The 20,857-nt window shown below is 69.4% G+C and carries 16 protein-coding genes; 8 read left to right on the top strand and 8 right to left on the bottom strand.

The window, feature by feature from the left end; genetic code table 11:
- Window positions 1-461 precede the first annotated feature (461 nt).
- From ACIBCM_RS19340 to ACIBCM_RS19305, 8 genes are all read left to right on the top strand, one after another.
- Complete coding sequence (locus ACIBCM_RS19340; RefSeq protein WP_399244734.1) at window positions 462-1,649, top strand: hypothetical protein; 1,188 nt, start codon at window positions 462-464, stop codon at window positions 1,647-1,649.
- 193 nt (window positions 1,650-1,842) lie between these two features.
- Window positions 1,843-3,030, top strand: coding sequence for a hypothetical protein (locus ACIBCM_RS19335; protein WP_399244733.1), 1,188 nt, complete (start codon window positions 1,843-1,845; stop codon window positions 3,028-3,030).
- A 34-nt stretch (window positions 3,031-3,064) separates the two neighbouring features.
- Window positions 3,065-4,165 (top strand): hypothetical protein, encoded by a 1,101-nt coding sequence (locus ACIBCM_RS19330; protein ID WP_399244731.1) that lies wholly within the window; start codon window positions 3,065-3,067, stop codon window positions 4,163-4,165.
- Entirely contained in the window at window positions 4,165-4,887 is a 723-nt protein-coding gene (locus tag ACIBCM_RS19325) for a hypothetical protein (protein ID WP_399244730.1), read from the top strand. Before ACIBCM_RS19330 ends, ACIBCM_RS19325 begins: the two co-directional genes overlap by 1 nt.
- A gap of 410 nt (window positions 4,888-5,297) precedes the next feature.
- On the top strand, window positions 5,298-5,669 hold the full coding sequence (locus ACIBCM_RS19320) for an ATP-binding protein (protein WP_399244728.1): 372 nt from the start codon (window positions 5,298-5,300) through the stop codon (window positions 5,667-5,669).
- Between the two features lie 276 nt (window positions 5,670-5,945).
- A complete protein-coding gene (locus ACIBCM_RS19315; protein WP_399244726.1) occupies window positions 5,946-6,893 on the top strand; it encodes a peptidoglycan-binding protein in 948 nt (315 codons plus the stop codon).
- 12 nt (window positions 6,894-6,905) lie between these two features.
- A complete protein-coding gene (locus ACIBCM_RS19310; RefSeq protein WP_399244724.1) occupies window positions 6,906-7,181 on the top strand; it encodes a hypothetical protein in 276 nt (91 codons plus the stop codon).
- Window positions 7,168-7,443, top strand: a complete 276-nt coding sequence (locus ACIBCM_RS19305; RefSeq protein WP_399244722.1) for a hypothetical protein — start codon at window positions 7,168-7,170, stop codon at window positions 7,441-7,443. The genes ACIBCM_RS19310 and ACIBCM_RS19305 overlap by 14 nt, the downstream gene beginning before the upstream one ends.
- A 67-nt stretch (window positions 7,444-7,510) precedes the next feature.
- Here ACIBCM_RS19305 and ACIBCM_RS19300 read toward each other — a convergent pair whose 3' ends face one another.
- The 8 genes from ACIBCM_RS19300 to nusG all read right to left on the bottom strand — a co-directional run bounded on the left by ACIBCM_RS19300 (window position 7,511) and on the right by nusG (window position 20,789).
- Window positions 7,511-11,428, bottom strand: a complete 3,918-nt coding sequence (locus ACIBCM_RS19300; RefSeq protein WP_399244720.1) for a DNA-directed RNA polymerase subunit beta' — start codon at window positions 11,426-11,428, stop codon at window positions 7,511-7,513.
- Between the two features lie 96 nt (window positions 11,429-11,524).
- Complete coding sequence (gene rpoB / locus ACIBCM_RS19295; RefSeq protein ID WP_399244718.1) at window positions 11,525-15,007, bottom strand: DNA-directed RNA polymerase subunit beta; 3,483 nt, start codon at window positions 15,005-15,007, stop codon at window positions 11,525-11,527.
- A 604-nt stretch (window positions 15,008-15,611) separates the two neighbouring features.
- The gene (gene rplL, locus ACIBCM_RS19290) at window positions 15,612-15,995 is read right to left on the bottom strand and encodes a 50S ribosomal protein L7/L12 (protein WP_399244716.1); all 384 of its coding nucleotides are present in this window, start codon (window positions 15,993-15,995) and stop codon (window positions 15,612-15,614) included.
- 140 nt (window positions 15,996-16,135) lie between these two features.
- Window positions 16,136-16,666: a 50S ribosomal protein L10 gene (gene rplJ, locus ACIBCM_RS19285; RefSeq protein WP_389266457.1), complete on the bottom strand. Its 531-nt coding sequence runs from the start codon at window positions 16,664-16,666 to the stop codon at window positions 16,136-16,138.
- A gap of 540 nt (window positions 16,667-17,206) precedes the next feature.
- Window positions 17,207-18,145 carry a hypothetical protein gene (locus ACIBCM_RS19280; protein WP_399244714.1) on the bottom strand — a complete coding sequence of 313 codons (939 nt, stop codon included), beginning with the start codon at window positions 18,143-18,145 and terminating at the stop codon, window positions 17,207-17,209.
- A 196-nt stretch (window positions 18,146-18,341) separates the two neighbouring features.
- Complete coding sequence (gene rplA / locus ACIBCM_RS19275) at window positions 18,342-19,064, bottom strand: 50S ribosomal protein L1 (RefSeq protein WP_399244713.1); 723 nt, start codon at window positions 19,062-19,064, stop codon at window positions 18,342-18,344.
- A 174-nt stretch (window positions 19,065-19,238) separates the two neighbouring features.
- Window positions 19,239-19,673 (bottom strand): 50S ribosomal protein L11, encoded by a 435-nt coding sequence (gene rplK / locus ACIBCM_RS19270; RefSeq protein WP_123188882.1) that lies wholly within the window; start codon window positions 19,671-19,673, stop codon window positions 19,239-19,241.
- A 222-nt stretch (window positions 19,674-19,895) separates the two neighbouring features.
- Entirely contained in the window at window positions 19,896-20,789 is an 894-nt protein-coding gene (nusG, locus tag ACIBCM_RS19265) for a transcription termination/antitermination protein NusG (RefSeq protein ID WP_399244710.1), read from the bottom strand.
- Window positions 20,790-20,857 lie beyond the last annotated feature (68 nt).

Raw genomic sequence — 20,857 nt, 5'->3', positions numbered from 1 at the left:
GCCCGTGGCACCCGTCGTGCTGCGGACAGGCGCGGGCCGGTTCCCGGCCGGAGGGGCGCCACCGCGCGCCGGAAAGCCGGAACGCCGTACCGCGTACCGCCGTACCGCGGGACCGGGCGGCACACCCGGACCGTACGGGACCCGTGCCACCCGCCGTACTACGGGCAGGCGCGGGCGAACCCCGATGTACGGGCCGCCCCGGGCGCCGCGGCTCTCGCGGGCGAGCCCCCGCCGCACAAGCCCACCCGGGCGCCGCAGCGCCCGGGCCCGCCGGACCACCGACCGGCCCCCGGCCGCCCGAAGGGCCACAGGCGGCCGTCCGGCGCACCCACGCGCCCCCGGGACCGACGCCCGCCCCCGCCCACCGCGCTCGCCCCGCCCCGCCCCGGGACATCGCGCGGCCACCCGCCCGGACAACGCGCGGCCCGCTCCCGTACCCCCGCTCTTCGAAGAGGTGAACCATGACCGTACGCGCCGCATGGCTCCAGCCCTCGGGCCAGACCCGTGAGGACACCCGTATCACCCTCTCCGCCCTGCTGACCCCCGAAGGGGGCGCGGCGGGATCGGCCCCCCTGCGCTCCCGGGGAGGCATCGTGCCGGGCGGCTTCGCGCTGACCGGCGCGGCCGGAATGCAGTGCTCCGTCGGACCGGGGCGGGCCGTCGTCCAGGGCGCGCAGACCGACCAGGGTGCCTATATGGTCGCCGTCACCGCCGCCGAGCCCCTGACCTTCGCCGACGGCGATCCCCTCCAGGGCCGGATCGATCTGGTGGAACTGGTGGTGCAGGACGACGACTACGAGCACGCCGGTGCCTCCGAGGCGCGGATACGGCTGGTCCAGGGGACTCCTTCGGCCACTCCGGCCGTCCCCGCGAGCGGCCCCGGCAGCACCATCCCGCTCTACCGGGTGTCGGTACCGGCGGGGACCTCGGCCGGCACGGGCGGGATCGCCTGGGCGACTGCGGTCACCCCGCTGCTGTATCCGATGGTCGCCCTCGGCGGTATCACCCCGACCGGAGGCTTCGACGGGGTGTACAGCGGCCAGTACCGGGAGAGCGGCGGAGTCCTCCAGCGCTGGGGGGTGACGGCCTGGACCTCGTATCCCAAGGCGGTCGGCGGGATCGCGCCCAACGGCGCCATCACCAGCGGCACCTACACCGGCCAGTACCGGGACAACGCGGGCATCCTCCAGCGCTGGGACGGCTCGGCCTGGACCTTTGCCGAGGGCCGCTCGTCGGTGCTGTTCAGCGTGTCGCAGACCGCGATGCAGAGCATCGGCTCCAACACGTGGACCCCCGTCACACTCCAGGCGGTCGACGTGGACGACGCGACCGGCTGGAACGGCACCAACGCCTATACGGTCCCCCGGACCGGCTGGTGGCGCGTCTCGGCGCACATCGCCTGGAGCGGCGATTCGGCCAACGGCGCACGCGGGGCCCGGGTGCTGGTCAACGAGACGGGAGTGCCCCGCGCCACCTGGCTGAACCCGGCCGGCGCCTTCACCGTGGTGGTCGGCGGGCAGTGCCTGATCAGGCTCACCGCGGGCAACACCCTTCAGCTGAGCGGCTATCAGTCCCACACGTCCGCGGTCCGGACCCTCGGCGGCTCCGGTTACGCGACCACGCTCTCGGCCGAGTGGATCAAGTCCTGACTTCCGGCCGCCCCTTCCGCCCCGGGCGTCCCGGCCGCGCGAGTGCCCCGCCGCCCTGACCACAGGCCCGGCCACCCCGAGTGACCCGGCCTCCCTCCCCCGGGCCCCGGCCGCCCCTCCCGTACCCCGCCCCGCCGAGGCACACCCCACCGAGGCGCGCCCTGCCCTGCCCTTCCCCGATCGGAGACCGCATATGAATCTGCGCAGCAGCTGGGTGGCCGAGACCGGCCAGACCCGCGAGGACACCCGCCTCACCCAGATCGGCGCGACGACCCCCCAGAACACCCTGGAGGCGCGCTCCGGCATCCTGGCCGGCTCCAACAGCGGTCAGTACCGGGCCTCCGGCTTCTCGCTGGACGGCGGCACAGCCGCGATGTCGGCGACGCTCAACCCGGGGCGGGCCGTGATCCAGGGCCAGTCCGGCCAGGGCGTCTATCCGGTGGCACTGGCCTCGGCGCTGACCCTTGTCTTCGCGCCGGGTGACGCCCAGTTCGGCCGGATCGACCTCGTCGTCCTCCGCGTCTACGACAGTCTGTACGACTCCTCCAACCGCCATGAAGCCGTCGCCGAGATCATCCAGGGCACCCCCGCGCAGACACCGGTGCCCCCGGCGACACCACCGCTGAGCCTTCCCCTCTACGAGGTGATGGTCCCGGCCACCGCGAGCGCGGGCACCGGGGGCATCAACTGGAACACCTCGCTGAGGGACCTGCGCACCTCGATCGTGGCCCTCGGCGGCATCCTGCCGGTGCTGGGCGAGATCCGGCCCGGCGCCTACCCCGGCCAGTACCAGGACTCCGGGGGCTCCCTCCAGCGCTGGGACGGTTCGGCCTGGGTCCCCTACCCGTCCGCGCTCGGCGGGATCGCGCCCGCCGGCGCGCTCGGCAGCGCCAGTTACACCGGCCAGTACCGGGACACCGCCGGCGGGGTGCTCCAGCGCTGGAACGGCACGGCCTGGCTGCCCGCGGTGCCGGGACCGGCCTTCAACGCCACCGACGACGGCGGCTACACCACATCGCTGACGTACACACCGACGCTGGTGGAACGGACGGCGAACCCGCTCACCCTCACCTTCACGGCACCGGCGTCCCGTTCCGTACTGATCTCCTACGGGTCGAGGGTGTACACGGCGGCGAGCGACACGGCCACCGCCTATATGAGCCTGCGGGTCACCCGGGGCGCCACGGTCGATCTGGAGCCCAACGACAATCTGGCGGTGGTCTACTCCGGCTCCGTCGCGGCGTCGGTGTCCAGCGTGATGCGGCTGCACAGCCTGATCCCGGGCACCTCCTACACGCTCACCGCGCTGCACCGGAGCAGCAACGCCGGGGTCAGGGCGTGGTTCGACGGCGTGTATCTGCGCGTCGACGCCCAGACCTGAACCGCCGTCGGACCACCCTTCCGGGGAGCGAACCATGACACCGAACACCCCTTACCGGGCGATCTTCTGCGATCTGCTGACCGACCGGACGATCGACATCCTGCCCCTGCGGGACGTCCAGTTCGACGACTACATCGGCAAACCCGGCTCCCTGTCCGGCACCGTCCCCGTCCCCGACACGGCCCTCGCCGCACGCGTCCGCCGCGTCGAGGAAGGCCGCACCGCGGTCTATCTGGAGCGCGGCGGCGATCTGTGGTGGGGCGGGATCATCTGGACCAGCACCCTCCAGAGCAGCGAGCGCGGAGTGCTGACCCTCGGCATCCAGGCGGCCACCTTCGACTCGTACGCGGGCAGGCGCCGGATCCGCAAGAACCTGTCGTACGCGTCGAAGAGCCAGTTCGAGGTGGCCCGGGAGCTGTGGCGGGAACTCCAGTCGGGCGCGGGAGGAGATCTCCGGGTCCAGTACGGCGACGAGGTGTCGGCCACCCGCCGGACCGTGTCGTGGCGGGACGGCGACGAGACCGTCTATGCGGAGGCGCTGGACCAGCTCGCCACCCTGGAGGGCGGGTTCGAGCACCACATCGCCGTCTACCGCGACCCGGCCACCGGGGAGCGGATACGGCAGCTGCGCCTCGGCAGCCCCGTGATCCGCACCGGCTCCACGGATCTGGTCCTCGACCGGCCCGGGGCGATCCTGTCGTACTCCTTCCCGCGCGACGCGACCCGCGGCGGCACCACCGCCCGGACGCGCGGTGCCTCCGTCAACAACAACCAGGCGGCCGAGTCCCGGCCGCTCGTCTCGGCGGAGCGGGTCGCCGACGACCTGATCGCGGGCGGCTGGCCCCGGATCGACCTGTCCTCGGACCACAACGAGGTCACGAGTACGGCCACCCTGAACTCGCTGGCCGCGGCCGAACTGGCCCGGGCCCGCGGCGCCGTGGTGATCCCCGAGATCACGATCCGCCTCGGCGGAGTCGTACCGCCGTCGCTGCTCGGCCGCTCCACCCGTATCCGCATCACCGACGAGTGGCACCCGGAGGGGCTGGACGCCCGCTACCGCATCATCGGCGTGAAGGTCAGCCCCCCGCAGCGTGGCCGCCCCGACACCGCCGAGCTGTATCTGGAGGAGGGCTGATGCCCCAGTTGCCCGAAGACATCATCGACCGGCTCACCGCCATGGAACGCCGTATCCAGCAGCTGTCCACGGCCGTCAACACCCGCCCGGCCCTCAATGAGATCAGCGGGGGCGCGGTCGAGATCACCGACGGGGGCTCGCTCTCCGTACGGGCGCCCGGCAGCAACAACGCCGTTCTGCGGGTGGGCGCGTGGAGCGGTCAGGAGTACGGGATGGCGCTGCGCCGCCAGACCGGCGAGTACGCGCTCTCGCTGTTCAACGGCAACGGCCTCGGGACCTCCACGCAGGTACTGCGGCTGTACGACCCCTACGGCCACGAGATCGTCTCCGACGACATCTCCACGGGCGGGCTCGCCCGGCCCTGGCTGGCGATGCTCCCGCCGCAGGACCTCGGCTCCGCGAACTGGCCGCAGACCACCGCGACCGGCTGGTCCACCATCGCCCGGTCCTTCAATCCGATCTGGCAGCCCCAGATGCGGCTCTATATATACACCCGGGTCTCCGCCGGTGCCACGGGCCAGGTGAAGGTGCTGGTCGACGGTGTCGCGTGGGGCCCCACCGTCACGGCGCCCACGCTCTTCGACCACACGGCCCCGGTCACCACCGACATGGCGACCCGCTTCGGCGGTACGGTCAAGGTCGAGGTGCAGGCCATGGTCACCAGCACGAGCGGAACGGTGTACGCCCAGCCCGCCATGATGTACGGCACCCAGAGCCCCTGACCGGACGGACACCGCGGACGGCCCGCCACCCACCGCGCGCCCGGCACCGCGGGCACGACACCTCCGCGGACGGCCCCCCGGCCGTGGGCGGCGAGCCGTCCGACCACAGGGTCGTACCGGCCTCGTCGGCTGCCCGCGGCCCGGTGGCGCCCCTCGCCCGAGTCGACGCCGGCCCGGACCCGGCGGGCCCGCCGCTCCTTCCTCCACGCCTCCTCGTGTGCCACGGCATGCCGCCGTCCCGAGGAACACCCCGCTGCCATCTCCGTGAGCGGCGACCGCAGCGCATCTCCCCGTCAGCAGCCAGGGCGCCCCGGAGGACCGGGCGGCCACTCCCCTGGAAGCCGCAGACGGCAAGCGGCCATCAGCCACACCCGGCCCTCCGGGCCGCCCGACAACCTACGGAAGGCACCATGGTCATCGACCCGACCCAGCCCTGGGGCATCGCTCTCGACTACTTCGGCCGCGCCACCGTCACCGAGGGCGGCCACACGGTCCACATCCGCATCCACGACGACACCTCCGGCAGCCCGGTGGAACCGGATCCGGTCAGCGGCACCCACCCGACGGTGTATGTGAGCGCCCAACTCCGGGAGACCGGCGGAGCGTTCAGCGTGCTGTACGGCTCGGGCGACGTGCTGCTGCCCCCGACGGCCCCCGGGCCGGTCCCGCCCAACCACACGGCGGTCCCGCAGGCCGTCGCCGCCGCCCTCGCCGACTTCGAGGCCCGCCGTGCCGCGTACGCCACGCTCTGCGCCACCTGGCAGCCCCCGGCCGGCCCCTGACCCCCGGCCCGCCCCGCGCCCCCGGGCCCGTACACCGACGAGCCGGACGGTACGGGCCCGCCCGCTCACCGCTCAAACGGCCCGCCGCCCGGCAGGCGAACCCCGCCCACTCGCGCCCGGACCGCGCGACCGGCCGCCCGGCGGGCGGCACCGGCCGGGCGAACCCCCACCCGCTCTCCCCCGACCGCGCGACCCGCCGGCGCGCCCGCGCGCCCGGCCCGCCGCCCCGAGCCCGGCAACCCGCCGGGCGGGGCTCTCTCTGTTCGGAGGACACCCATGGCCACCCCACTCACCGCGGACCGGCTCCTCGCCGCCCTGCGTGCCGAGGGCGTCACCGTGGTCGAACACCACGGCTGGCGCTCCCACAACCGCAATCACGCGGGGGCCTGGGGCCCCGTGCACGGAGTGATGATCCACCACACGGTCAGCAGCGGCACCCCGGCCTCCGTGGCGCTCTGCTTCAACGGCTACCGGGGGCTGCCCGGCCCCCTGTGCCATGGAGTGATCGCCAAGGACGGCACGGTCCATCTGGTCGGCAACGGCCGCGCCAACCACGCGGGGGGCGGCGACCCGGACGTTCTGCGGCAGGTCGCCGAGGAGGCGTACGGCTCCCGCCCGAGCCCTCCGCGCGAGCACCAGGGCAGCGCGGGCGCGGTGGACGGCAACGCCCGCTTCTACGGCTTCGAGTGCGTCAACCTCGGCGACGGCCGCGACCCCTGGCCGGCCGCGCAGCTCGCCGCCGTCGAGCGGGCGTCCTCGGCGGTCTGCCGGGCGCACGGCTGGAGCGCCAGGTGCGTGATCGGGCATCTGGAGTGGTCCGACCGCAAGAGCGACCCGCGCGGGTTCGCCATGGCCTACCTGCGCACCCGGATCACCCGCCGGCTGTCCAGCGCACCGACCGCTCCGGCCGCACCGGGCGCCCCCGCCGGCCCCGGCACTCCGTCCGGCCCCGCCGACCCCCGCTACCAGCCCTTCCCCGGTACGCCGTTCTTCAAGGCCGCGCCCAGCTCCCCGATCGTCACCGCGATGGGCCGGCGGCTGGTCGCCGAGGGCTGCTCCGCGTACCGCGTGGGGCCGGGCCCCCGCTGGGGCGAGGCCGACCGGCGCTCCTACGCGAAGTGGCAGCGGAAGCTCGGCTTCGGCGGCTCCGACGCGGACGGGTGGCCCGGCCGGGCCTCCTGGCACGCCCTGAAGGTCCCGTACACCTCGCAGAACACCGTCTGAAGGAGCCCGGACATGTCCGAAGCCACCCGGCGCACGGTCCGTACCGTCCTCCAGAGTGCCGTGGGCATCGCCGTCGTCCTGCCCGCGATCGCCGACGCGTCGGGGCTTCCCGCCACCCTCCCCTGGGTCGCCGGGGCACTCGCCGTCGCGGGGGCCCTGACGAGGATCATGGCGGTGGACGGCGTCCAGCGCCTGCTGCCGCCCTGGCTGCGCACCGCCCCCGCGACCGCACCCGCACACACCACCACGCCCGCCCCCACCGACGGAGCCGCCGATGAGCGAGCCTGAGCACGGCGACCCGGTCACCGTCACCGTCGCCGTCGCCGTGGAGCTGGAACGGCTGCGCGGCACGCTGGAGGCCGGATTCGCCCGTGCCGACGGCGCGCTCGCGCTCCTCGTCCAGCGCAGCGACCAGACCGACAAACAGCTCGCCGAGATGGAGTCCCGCCTGGACAGTCTGGAGCGCGCCCGCTGGCCCCTGGCCAGCATCGCCGCGGTCACCGCGAGCGCCGGTCTGCTGCTCGCCCTCTGGGAGCTGGCGGGCCGCTGACCCCGTTGAACGCCGAAGGGCGGCCACCCCGTGTGCACGGGGTGGCCGCCCTCGGCGGACCTTCGCCTTACTGGTTGTACGGACCGTAGTCGTAGTCCTCCAGCGGAACGGCCTGGCCGGAGCCGGTGCCGAACGGCGAGTAGTCGATGTCGTCGTAGCCGACGGCCGAGTACATCGCGGCCTTGGCCTCCTCGGTGGGCTCCACCCGGATGTTGCGGTAGCGGGACAGACCCGTACCGGCCGGGATGAGCTTACCGATGATGACGTTCTCCTTGAGGCCGATCAGGGAGTCCGACTTGGCGTTGATCGCCGCGTCGGTCAGGACCCTGGTCGTCTCCTGGAAGGACGCCGCCGACAGCCAGGACTCGGTGGCCAGCGACGCCTTGGTGATACCCATCAGCTGCGGACGGCCGGAGGCGGGGTGACCGCCCTCGGTGACCACACGGCGGTTCTCGGTCTCGAACTTCGAGCGCTCGACCAGCTCGCCCGGCAGCAGCTCCGCGTCGCCGGACTCGATGATCGTCACCCGGCGGAGCATCTGCCGGATGATGATCTCGATGTGCTTGTCGTGGATCGACACACCCTGCGAGTTGTAGACCTTCTGGACCTCGCCGACCAGGTGGACCTGGACGGCCCGCTGGCCGAGGATGCGCAGCACGTCGTGCGGGTTGGTGGCACCGAAGGTCAGCGCCTGGCCCACCTCGACGTGCTCGCCCTCGCGCACCAGGACCTTGGCACGCTTCGAGATCGGGAACGCCGTCTCGTCGCTGCCGTCGTCCGGGGTGACGACGATCTTCTTGGTCTTCTCGGTCTCCTCGATACGGACGCGGCCGGCCGCCTCCGAGATCGGGGCGACACCCTTGGGCGTACGCGCCTCGAACAGCTCGACGACACGCGGCAGACCCTGGGTGATGTCGTCACCGGCCACACCACCGGTGTGGAAGGTACGCATCGTCAGCTGGGTGCCGGGCTCACCGATGGACTGGGCGGCGATGATGCCGACCGCCTCACCGATGTCGACCAGCTTGCCGGTGGCGAGCGAACGGCCGTAGCAGTACGCACAGGTGCCGACCGCGGACTCACAGGTCAGGACCGAGCGGGTCTTGACCTCCTCCACGCCCGCGCCGACGAGCGCGTCGATGAGCACATCGCCGAGGTCGACGTTGGCGGGCGCGATGACCTTGCCCTCGACGACGACGTCCTCGGCGAGCATCCGCGCGTACACCGACGTCTCGACGTCGTCGGCCTTGCGGAGCCTGCCCTCGCTGTCCTTCACGGCGATCCGCAGCTTGAGGCCGCGGTCGGTGCCGCAGTCCTCCTCGCGGATGATGACGTCCTGCGAGACGTCCACCAGACGACGGGTCAGATAACCCGAGTCGGCGGTACGCAGGGCGGTGTCGGCCAGACCCTTACGGGCACCGTGCGTGGAGATGAAGTACTCCAGCACGGACAGGCCCTCACGGAAGGACGCCTTGATGGGACGCGGGATCGTCTCGTTCTTGGCGTTGGACACCAGACCACGCATACCGGCGATCTGACGCATCTGCATCATGTTTCCGCGAGCGCCCGAGTTCACCATCATGAAGATGGGGTTGGTCTTCGGGAAGTTCGCGTTCATCGCCTCGGCGACCTCGTTGGTCGCGCGGGTCCAGTTGTCGATCAGCTCGTTCGTGCGCTCCTGCTTGGTGATCAGACCGCGCTCGTACTGCTTCTGGATCTTCTCGTCCTTGGCCTCGTACGAGGCGACGATCTCCTTCTTCGCCTCCGGGACGACGACGTCCGAGATGGCGACGGTGACGCCGGAACGGGTCGCCCAGTAGAAGCCCGCCGCCTTCAGGTTGTCGAGCGTCGCCGCCACGATGACCTTGGGGTAGCGCTCGGCGAGGTCGTTGACGATCTCGGAGAGCTGCTTCTTGCCGACGGAGTAGTCGACGAAGGGGTAGTCCTCGGGCAGCAGCTCGTTGAAGAGCGCGCGGCCCAGGGTCGTACGCAGCCGGAAGCTGTCGCCCTGCTGCCAGGAGCCGCCGAGGCCGCCGACGGCGCCGTCGTCCTCGTCGGCCGGCGGGGTCCAGCCGCGCGGCGGGATGGTGCCCACCGGGAAGCGGATGTCGACCTTGGCCTGGAGCGACAGCTCACGGGCGTCGAACGCCATGATCGCCTCGGCGGTGGAACCGAAGGACCGGCCCTCGCCCTTGACCTCGCGCTCCTCCTCACCGGTGGTGAGGAAGAACAGGCCCAGCACCATGTCCTGGGTCGGCATGGTGACGGGACGGCCGTCGGCCGGCTTGAGGATGTTGTTCGAGGACAGCATCAGGATGCGGGCCTCGGCCTGCGCCTCCGCGGAGAGCGGCAGGTGGACGGCCATCTGGTCACCGTCGAAGTCCGCGTTGAACGCGGTGCAGACGAGCGGGTGGATCTGGATGGCCTTGCCCTCGACGAGCTGGGGCTCGAACGCCTGGATGCCGAGGCGGTGCAGCGTGGGCGCACGGTTCAGCAGCACCGGGTGCTCGGCGATGACCTCTTCGAGGACGTCGTACACGACGGTGCGGCCGCGCTCGACCATGCGCTTGGCCGACTTGATGTTCTGCGCGTGGTTCAGGTCGACCAGGCGCTTCATCACGAACGGCTTGAACAGCTCCAGCGCCATCGCCTTGGGCAGACCGCACTGGTGCAGCTTGAGCTGCGGGCCGACGACGATCACGGAACGGGCCGAGTAGTCGACGCGCTTGCCCAGCAGGTTCTGGCGGAAGCGGCCCTGCTTGCCCTTGAGCATGTCGCTCAGGGACTTCAGCGGACGGTTGCCCGGGCCGGTGACCGGACGGCCGCGGCGGCCGTTGTCGAACAGCGCGTCGACGGCCTCCTGGAGCATCCGCTTCTCGTTGTTCACGATGATCTCGGGGGCACCGAGGTCGAGCAGGCGCTTCAGACGGTTGTTCCGGTTGATGACCCGGCGGTACAGGTCGTTCAGGTCGGAGGTCGCGAAGCGGCCACCGTCCAGCTGCACCATCGGACGCAGGTCCGGCGGGATGACCGGGACGCAGTCCAGCACCATGCCCTTGGGGCTGTTGCTGGTCTGGAGGAACGCGGAGACGACCTTGAGGCGCTTGAGCGCCCGGGTCTTCTTCTGCCCCTTGCCGGTACGGATGATGTCGCGGAGGCGCTCGGCCTCCTCCTCCAGGTCGAAGGACTCCAGGCGCTTCTGGAGCGCGGCGGCGCCCATCGAGCCGTCGAAGTAGGTGCCGAAGCGGTCGCGCAGCTCGCGGTAGAGCAGCTCGTCGCCCTCCAGGTCCTGGACCTTGAGGTTCTTGAAGCGGTTCCACACCTCGTCGAGACGGTCGATCTCGCGCTGGGCGCGGTCGCGCAGCTGCTTCATCTCACGGTCGGCGCCCTCGCGCACCTTGCGGCGCACATCCGCCTTGGCGCCCTCGGCCTCCAGCTCGGCCAGATCGGTTTCGAGCTTCTTGGCGCGGGCCTCGACATCGGCGTCACGGCGGTTCTCGACCTGCTGGCGCTCGACGGAGACATGCGCCTCCAGCGACGGCAGATCGCGCGTACGGCGCTCCTCGTCCACGAACGTGATCATGTACGCGGCGAAGTAGATGACCTTCTCCAGGTCCTTCGGCGCGAGGTCGAGGAGGTAGCCCAGGCGTGAGGGAACGCCCTTGAAGTACCAGATGTGGGTGACGGGAGCGGCCAGCTCGATGTGGCCCATCCGCTCACGGCGCACCTTGGCGCGGGTGACCTCGACGCCACAGCGCTCACAGATGATGCCCTTGAAGCGGACACGCTTGTACTTGCCGCAGTAGCACTCCCAGTCCCGGGTGGGGCCGAAGATCTTCTCGCAGAAGAGTCCGTCCTTCTCGGGCTTGAGGGTGCGGTAGTTGATGGTCTCGGGCTTCTTGACCTCACCGTGGGACCACTGGCGGATGTCGTCAGCGGTGGCCAGGCCGATCCGAAGCTCGTCGAAGAAGTTGACGTCGAGCACTATGCGTCAATCCCTCTCAGGGTTGTGTCTCAAGGTGGTCTGTACGGGGTCCGGGGCAGCGGCCGGGATCACCTGGGGTGGTCCCGGCCGGACCCGTCAGACCTCTTCGACGCTGCTCGGCTCGCGCCGGGACAGGTCGATGCCGAGCTCTTCCGCAGCGCGGAAGACGTCCTCGTCGGTGTCGCGCATCTCGATGGACATACCGTCCGAGGACAGCACCTCCACGTTGAGGCACAGGGACTGCATCTCCTTGATGAGCACCTTGAAGGACTCGGGGATGCCGGGCTCGGGGATGTTCTCGCCCTTGACGATGGCCTCGTAGACCTTCACGCGGCCGGTGACGTCGTCGGACTTGATGGTCAGCAGTTCCTGGAGGGCGTACGCGGCGCCGTAAGCCTCCAGCGCCCACACCTCCATCTCACCGAAGCGCTGGCCACCGAACTGGGCCTTACCACCCAGCGGCTGCTGGGTGATCATCGAGTACGGACCGGTCGACCGGGCGTGCAGCTTGTCGTCGACCAGGTGGTGGAGCTTGAGGATGTACATGTACCCGATCGAGATCGGGTCCGGGAACGGCTCACCGGAGCGGCCGTCGAACAGCCTCGCCTTGCCGGACGGCAGGACCATCCGGTCGCCGTCACGGTTGGGGATCGTGGACTCGAATAGTCCGGAGATCTCGTCCTCGCGGGCGCCGTCGAAGACCGGCGTCGCGACATTGGTGCTGGGGGCGACGTCGTCGGCGCCGATCGCCTTCAGCCGCTCCATCCAGTCCTCGTTGCCCTCGACCTTCCAGCCCTGGCTGGCGAGCCAGCCGAGATGGATTTCGAGGACCTGTCCCGGGTTCATCCGGGAGGGGACGCCGAGGGGGTTGAGGATGATGTCGACCGGGGTGCCGTCCTCCAGGAAGGGCATGTCCTCGATCGGCAGGATCTTGGAGATGACACCCTTGTTGCCGTGACGGCCGGCGAGCTTGTCACCATCGGTGATCTTGCGCTTCTGGGCGACGTACACCCGGACGAGCTGGTTGACGCCGGGCGGCAGCTCGTCGCCCTCCTCGCGGTCGAAGACGCGTACGCCGATGACCTTGCCGGTCTCGCCGTGCGGCACCTTCAGCGAGGTGTCACGGACCTCACGGGCCTTCTCGCCGAAGATCGCGCGCAGCAGCCGCTCCTCCGGGGTCAGCTCGGTCTCGCCCTTGGGCGTGACCTTGCCGACCAGGATGTCCCCGGCGATGACCTCGGCGCCGATGCGGATGATGCCGCGCTCGTCGAGGTCGGCGAGGACCTCCTCGGAGACGTTCGGGATGTCCCGGGTGATCTCCTCGGGGCCGAGCTTGGTGTCACGGGCGTCGACCTCGTGCTCCTCGATGTGGATCGAGGAGAGGACGTCGTCCTGTACGAGGCGCTGCGACAGGATGATCGCGTCCTCGTAGTTGTGGCCCTCCCACGGCATGAACGCCACGAGGAGGTTCTTGCCGAGCGCCATCTCGCCCTGCTCGGTGGCCGGGCCGTCTGCGAGGACCTGGGCCTCGATGACCCGGTCGCCCTCGGAGACGATGACCTTCTGGTTGACCGAGGTGCCCTGGTTGGAGCGGGAGAACTTGGCGACCCGGTACGTGGTGTAGGTGCCGTCGTCGTTGGCGACGGTGACGTAGTCCGCGGAGACCTCCTGGACCACACCGTCCTTCTCCGCCTTGATGACGTCACCGGCGTCGACCGCGCAGCGGTACTCCATGCCGGTGCCGACCAGCGGCGCCTCGGCCGTGATCAGCGGAACGGCCTGGCGCATCATGTTCGCGCCCATGAGGGCGCGGTTGGCGTCGTCGTGCTCCAGGAAGGGGATCATGGCGGTCGCGACCGACACCATCTGGCGCGGCGAGACGTCCATGTAGTCGACGTCCGTGCCGGGCACGTAGTCGACCTCGCCGCCGCGGCGGCGGACCAGCACCCGGGACTCGGCGAAGCGGAACTCGTCGGTCAGCGGCGCGTTGGCCTGCGCGATGACGAAGCGGTCCTCCTCGTCGGCGGTCAGGTAGTCGACCTCGTCGGTGACCTGGCCGTCGACGACCTTGCGGTACGGCGTCTCGATGAAGCCGAACGCGTTGACCCGGCCGTAGGAGGCCAGCGAGCCGATCAGACCGATGTTCGGGCCTTCGGGCGTCTCGATCGGGCACATACGGCCGTAGTGCGACGGGTGCACGTCGCGGACCTCGAAGCCGGCCCGCTCACGGGAGAGACCACCGGGGCCGAGCGCGTTGAGACGGCGCTTGTGCGTCAGGCCCGACAGCGGGTTGTTCTGGTCCATGAACTGGGACAGCTGGCTGGTGCCGAAGAACTCCTTGATGGAGGCGACGACCGGCCGGATGTTGATCAGGGTCTGCGGCGTGATCGCCTCGACGTCCTGGGTGGTCATGCGCTCGCGCACGACGCGCTCCATACGGGCGAGACCCGTACGGACCTGGTTCTGGATCAGCTCGCCGACATTGCGGATACGGCGGTTGCCGAAGTGGTCGATGTCGTCGGTCTCGACCATGATCGAGCGACCGGACTCGCCGACCGTCTCGGTCTCACCGGCGTGCAGCTTGACCAGGTACTTGATGGTCGCGATGACGTCGTCGGTGGTGAGCACGCCGGCGTCCAGCGGCTCGTCCGCGCCGAGCTTCTTGTTCACCTTGTAGCGGCCGACCTTGGCGAGGTCGTAGCGCTTGGGGTTGAAGTAGAGGTTCTCCAGCAGCGTCTGCGCGGCCTCACGCGTGGGCGGCTCGCCCGGACGGAGCTTGCGGTAGATGTCGAGCAGCGCGTCGTCCTGACCCTGGGTGTGGTCCTTCTCCAGGGTGGCGCGCATGGACTCGTACTCGCCGAACTCCTGGAGGATCTGCTCGGTCGTCCAGCCGAGGGCCTTGAGGAGGACGGTCACGGACTGCTTGCGCTTGCGGTCGATACGGACACCGACCATGTCGCGCTTGTCGATCTCCATCTCCAGCCAGGCACCCCGGGACGGGATGATCTTGGCGGTGAAGATGTCCTTGTCGGACGTCTTGTCGATGGAGGAGTCGAAGTACACGCCCGGCGAGCGGACGAGCTGGGACACCACGACACGCTCGGTGCCGTTGATGACGAAGGTGCCCTTGTTGGTCATGAGCGGGAAGTCGCCCATGAAGACCGTCTGGGACTTGATCTCGCCGGTCTCGTTGTTGGTGAACTCGGCCGTGACGAAGAGGGGCGCGGCGTAGGTGAAGTCACGCTCCTTGCACTCGTCGATCGAGTTCTTCGGAGGCTCGAAGCGGTGGTCGCGGAAGGTCAGGGACATCGACCCGCTGAAGTCCTCGATCGGGGAGATCTCCTCGAAGATCTCCTCCAGACCGGACTTGGTGGGGACGTCCTGTCCGCTGTCCAGAGCCGCCTCGACGCGAGCCTTCCAAGCGGCATTGCCGAGCAGCCAGTCAAAGCTCTCGGTCTGGAGCGCGAGGAGGTTCGGAACCTCAAGGGGCTCTTTGATCTTTGCAAAGGAGATGCGCAGCGGGGCGGTGCTGGCGCCGTTGTTCGTATTCGCGGTCGAGGCGTTGCGCGAGGCGGCCAAGAGGGGGTCCTTCCGAGGGCTCGGACTCACTACGCGCGTACCGGTCCCAAGCCGGGCAGGGGAGCCGAAATCCCAGGTCAGGAAGTATTCGGTCCACAGTGCTCATGCGAGGGGATGCCCCTGGTGACGGGCAGGGAGCAGTTAACAGGCAGCGCAAAGGGTCAGTGTAGCCACTTGGCACACTGATGTCCAGTGCGGGCTTTTCGAGACCCTCGCTGCCCTCGTTGTACTCAACTCCGCGAACCCTCGCGCCATGAGGCGCACATCGATACTGCCCACTCCGCCGCCGATCCATGCCTCGGATCCGGATCGTTGTGACGACGCGTCCTGAGAATTGCGCGCTGCGTGCGGTTCGTCAAGGCCCCCTGCTCCGAACTGGCTGCTGAGATCGTCACTGACCAGGCACTGAGAGCGAACGAGGCGCACGGCGAAGATCACCATACTCGGCCCCCTCCGAAGTGCGGCGCAGCCCTGGCGGGACGCCGAAGGGCGACCACCCGGATGGGTGATCGCCCTTGGCGGTGCCCCGCCCTACGGCCCGCTTCGGGGCCGTATGACGAGACTCACAGAGTCACGGCGTGGTGACTCGGGGAGTCACGAGGGGTTACTTGACCTCGACGGACGCGCCGGCGGCCTTGAGGGACTCGGCGGCCTTCTCGGCAGCCTCCTTGGCGACCTTCTCCAGGACCGGCTTCGGGGTGCCGTCGACGAGGTCCTTGGCCTCCTTCAGACCCAGGGAGGTCAGCTCGCGCACGACCTTGATGACCTGGATCTTCTTCTCGCCGGCGCCGGTGAGGACGACGTCGAACTCGTCCTGCTCGACAGCGGCCTCGGCGGCCGGGGCACCCGGGCCCGCGACAACGGCGGCGGCCGGGGCGGCGGCGGTGACGTCGAACTTCTCCTCGAACGCCTTCACGAAACCGGAGAGCTCCAGGAGGGTCATCTCCTCGAACTGCGCAAGCAGGTCTTCCTGGCTGAGCTTCGCCATGATGGGCGATCCTTCCACTAAATCGGCTGGTGCCGGATGTGTATGACGGCGGGCGTCTGCCTGAGCGGCAGGTCTGACGAAAGACGGCCCGCTGCGATCAGCGCCGCAGGACGGCGGCACCGATCAGAACGCGAGCCGAATTACTCGGCACCGCCCTGCTCGGCCTGCTTGGCACGAAGCGCCTCCGCGGTGCGGACGAACTTCGAGGGAAGCGCCTGGAAGAGCGCGGCAGCCTGGGACTGCTTGCCCTTCATGGCGCCCGCCAGCTTGGCGAGCAGAACCTCGCGGGACTCGAGGTCCGCAAGCTTCTTGATCTCATCGGCGGACAGCGCCTTGCCATCAAGGACACCGCCCTTGATGATCAGATTCGGGTTGTCCTTGGCGAAGTCACGAAGACCCTTGGCCGACTCCACCGGGTCACCGGTGACGAAGGCAACCGCCGTCGGACCGTTGAACAGGTCGTCGAGCGTGTTGATCCCGGCCTCGTTGGCCGCGATCTTGGTCAGCGTGTTCTTCACCACGGCGTACTGGGCGTTCTCACCGAGCGAACGGCGCAGCTCCTTGAGCTGGGCCACGGTGAGGCCCCGGTACTCGGTCAGCACGGCGGCGTTCGAGCTGCGGAACTTGTCCGTCAGCTCGGCCACCGCGGCAGCCTTGTCAGGCCTTGCCATGAGCGTCGGCCTCCTTCCGGGTGATGAGGACCGCGCGGGCCCGAAGGAGGGGGACTGGGCAAAACGAAACGCCCCGGCGCAGGCGCACGGGGCGTAGCTCGACCGGGACGAGTCACGGGAGCGTATCCACGAAATCACCTGCGCAGGCCGTCCGCAGCTAGCGGTTCCTTCGGTCGCCGCACCCTCTTGCGAGCACGCGGCAACGACCAGCGGTCTTTGGCTTCCGGGGAAGCGTACGTGAGGGGCGTCGGCTCAGGCAAATCGCCTTCATGGCCCCCCGGGCGGCTGCGGGGCCGCCGCCGGGGGCTCGATGAGGCGTACGAGGGGAAAGCGGCTCTGAGGGGCCTCTGAGTCCCGTGTGGGCCCTGTGAGCCTCCTGTGACACCCGAACCCCGACCGGTGTCCGCTACAGCCGCCATGGGCCCGCCCGGGCCGGGAGAGACCCGCCGGCCCCGGGACATGCCGTGCCGCCGTCCGGGCGGAGCCGGTGCACGGGCCGGTCCGGCTTCAGGGTCCGTCGTTACGAGGACGCGGCACCGCTCATGCCCCAGGCTCCTGCCCCAGGTTCTTCATCATCTCCATGAGGTCGAAGGTGTCCTGCTTCGGCGGCGCCTGGACCGTGGCCTTCGCCCCGTAGTCCGAGTAGTTGGCGACCATCTCCATCGTGCCCTGGGGGGTGGTGATCCCGATGTCCATCTTGACCGGGAAGCCGTCCGCGTTGACCCAGACCTCGGTGTCGTACCCGGTGATGCCCGCCTTCTTCACCCCGTCGAGCAGCGCCTTGCGCTCCTCCGCGTCGAGGACCAGCGACTCATTGGCGTCGACCATCTCGGCGACCGTGAGCGTGCCCTTGTAGTGCTGGGTCTCGACACCGCCGACCTTCTCCGGGCCGATGTGCTTGATGCTCTTCGACTCCAGAAGCACCGCCAGCTGCTCGGCCGGGCTCTGGTTCATGCTCTCCAGGCTGCCCGTCAGCTGCTTCTGGAGGGCCTTGTCACCGGACTGCTCGGCCAGGGAGGCCAGGTCGAAGGTCATCCAGCGCTTGCCGTCCATGTCCTTGGCGGCCGCGGCCCCCATGTCCATGTACATGACGTTGTCGACCCAGACCATCCGGACCTGCTCGGGCCCGCCCTGAGCGGCGGCCGGCGCGAAGGCCGAACCCTTCATGGTCATGTCCATCACCGTGGGATCCCACCCCATGACACCGGACATCTCCATGTCGCCGCCGCCGTCCATCCCGGCCGGCATCTTCATGGTCATGTCGACCTTCGCGGACTTCGCGTCCGAGGTCTTCCTGTACGCGGCCGTCAGGACCTTGGTGACCTCGGCGGTGGACTGTATCCCGCTGTTCGCCGCCTTCTCCCCGGCCTGCTTCTTGCCGCCCCCGTTCCCGTCGCCGCTCTGACAGGCCGCCGCTCCGGTCATCACGGCCAACGCCATGAGGGAGACGCCCACGCGCCTGATTGCGGATTTGCTCATGACCCACCCCTTGATTGTCTTCAGATCTCCTGCACCGTAACGCACCCCTGTGACAAGGCCCCGAACACAAGGAAGCGGACGGAAGGAAGGCGGACACGAGAAAGCGGACACAAGAAAACGGCCCCCGCGCCTCCACAGAGGCGCGGGGACCGTTCCGGTCTGCGAACGCTCACGCGCTCCCCGGTCGTCGCCGGGATCAGACGGCGGCCGGGTCCTCCTCGACGAGGAGGTTGCGGGTGCGGTTGGAGTCCAGCGGGATGCCGGGGCCCATCGTCGTGGTGATGGTCGCCTTCTTGATGTAGCGGCCCTTCGCTGCGGACGGCTTAAGACGGAGGATCTCCTCCAGCGCCGCCGCGTAGTTCTCGACCAGCTTCGTCTCGTCGAAGGAGACCTTGCCGATGATGAAGTGCAGGTTCGAGTGCTTGTCGACGCGGAACTCGATCTTGCCGCCCTTGATGTCGGTCACGGCCTTGGTGACATCGGGGGTGACGGTGCCGGTCTTCGGGTTGGGCATCAGACCACGCGGACCGAGCACCCGGCCGAGACGGCCGACCTTGCCCATGAGGTCCGGGGTGGCGACGACGGCGTCGAAGTCCAGACGGCCCTTCGACACCTCGTCGATCAGTTCGTCGGCGCCGACGATGTCGGCGCCCGCGGCACGCGCTGCCTCGGCACGGTCACCGGTCGCGAAGACCAGGACCCGGGCGGTCTTGCCGGTGCCGTGCGGAAGGTTCACGGTGCCACGGACCATCTGGTCGGCCTTGCGCGGGTCGACGCCCAGGCGGAAAGCGACCTCGACGGTGCCGTCGAACTTGGTGGACGCGGTGTCCTTCGCGAGACGGACGGCCTCGAGCGGGGCGTACGAACGCTCCCGGTCGATCTTGGCGTCCGCAGCGCGGAGAGTCTTGCTGCGCTTCACTTCTGCTCCTGTTTGTTTCGTTCAGGTGTGGAGTTGTGGTGCGGACCAGCGCTTGGCCCTACCACAGGTGCCGTACGGAACCTTCAGCCCACTGCATGTGTGCTCGGGCTTCTCTCACTCACTCGCTCCGCGGACGGCCTCGTACCTCAGCCGGCCACTGCACGAGTTCGCTCGTCAGCCCTCGACGGTAATCCCCATCGAACGGGCAGTACCCGCGATGATCTTCTCGGCGGCGTCCAGGTCGTTGGCGTTCAGGTCGGGCATCTTGGTGGTGGCGATGTCACGGACCTGGTCGCGCGTCAGCTTGGCGACCTTGGTCTTGTGCGGCTCGCCGGAGCCCTTGTCCACACCCGCGGCCTTGAGGATCAGCTTGGCGGCCGGCGGAGTCTTGGTGATGAAGGTGAAGGAACGGTCCTCGTAGACCGTGATCTCCACCGGCACGACCATCCCGCGCTGCGACTCGGTCGCGGCGTTGTAGGCCTTGCAGAACTCCATGATGTTGACGCCGTGCTGCCCCAGGGCGGGGCCGACCGGCGGAGCCGGGTTGGCCGCGCCGGCCTGGATCTGGAGCTTGATCAGCCCCGTGACCTTCTTCTTCTTGGGAGGCATTGCTCTCTCCGGGTCCTAGTGAGAGTTTCCAGCACCCCACCCGATCATCCGGATGGAGGCATACCGCACAACGATAACGGGTATGGCTGCACGGTTAAAAACCGACAGGTCAGAACTGCCACAGGGGCGGTTCCGACCTGATCGGAGGCATATGTTCCAACAGCGGAGCGCATCCGGGTCCCGCTGGACCCGGGTGGTCGCGACCGCTTCGGTGGGTCTCGGTCAGTTCTTCTGGATCTGGTCGAAGCTCAGCTCGACCGGGGTCTCGCGACCGAAGATCTCGACCAGGCCCTTGACCTTCTTCGAGTCGGCGTTGATCTCGTTGATCGTCGCCTGGAGCGTGGCGAACGGGCCGTCGGTGACGGTGACCGAGTCGCCGACCTCGAAGTCCAGCACCTGGACCTCGACCTTGCGGGACGGAACCGGCTTGCCCTCGGCCTCGGCGGCCTCGCGCGCGGCCTTCTCCTCCGCCTCCGGTGCGAGCATCTTGACGATCTCGTCCAGGGTCAGCGGGTACGGGTCGTACGCGTTGCCCACGAAGCCGGTGACGCCGGGGGTGTTGCGGACGACGCCCCAGGACTCGTTGGTGAGGTCCATCCGGACCAGGACGTAACCGGGAAGCTTGTTCTGGCGGACGTTCTTGCGCTCGCCGTTCTTGATCTGGACGATCTCTTCCTCGGGCACTTCGGCCTGGTAGATGAACTCCTCGACGTTCAGCGAGACGGCGCGCTGCTCCAGGTTCGCCTTGACCCGCTTCTCGTACCCGGCGTACGTGTGGATGACGTACCACTCGCCGGGCAGCACCCGCAGCTCCTCGCGGAGCGCGGCGATCGGGTCCACGGGAGCCTCGGGCTCGGCGGGAACCTCGTCGGCGGCCTCGGCCTCGCCCGCGGACTCGCCCTCGGCGGCCACCTCGGTCACTGCCTCGGTGTCGTCCTCGACGTGGAGCGCGGACTCCTCGGCCGGCTCACCGGCCGAGGCGTCAGCAGCTTCCGCCTCATCGGGGTCGATGGAGTCCGCCGCCTCAACGATGTCGAGCTCGTCCTCGGCGGACTCGGCGGACTCGAAGTTCTCGTCGCCTGGCTCAACGGCCTCGTTCAGGTTCGGGTCAGACACGGTGGCTGCTTCTTCCTGGATACAGATGGGTGGCACATGCAAAAGTCCGCCGCACCGATACGACCCGG

It is taken from the genome of Streptomyces sp. NPDC051018 (assembly GCF_044456085.1).
GTDB lineage: Bacteria > Actinomycetota > Actinomycetes > Streptomycetales > Streptomycetaceae > Streptomyces.
This window is presented reverse-complemented; position numbering and strand designations above follow the sequence as displayed.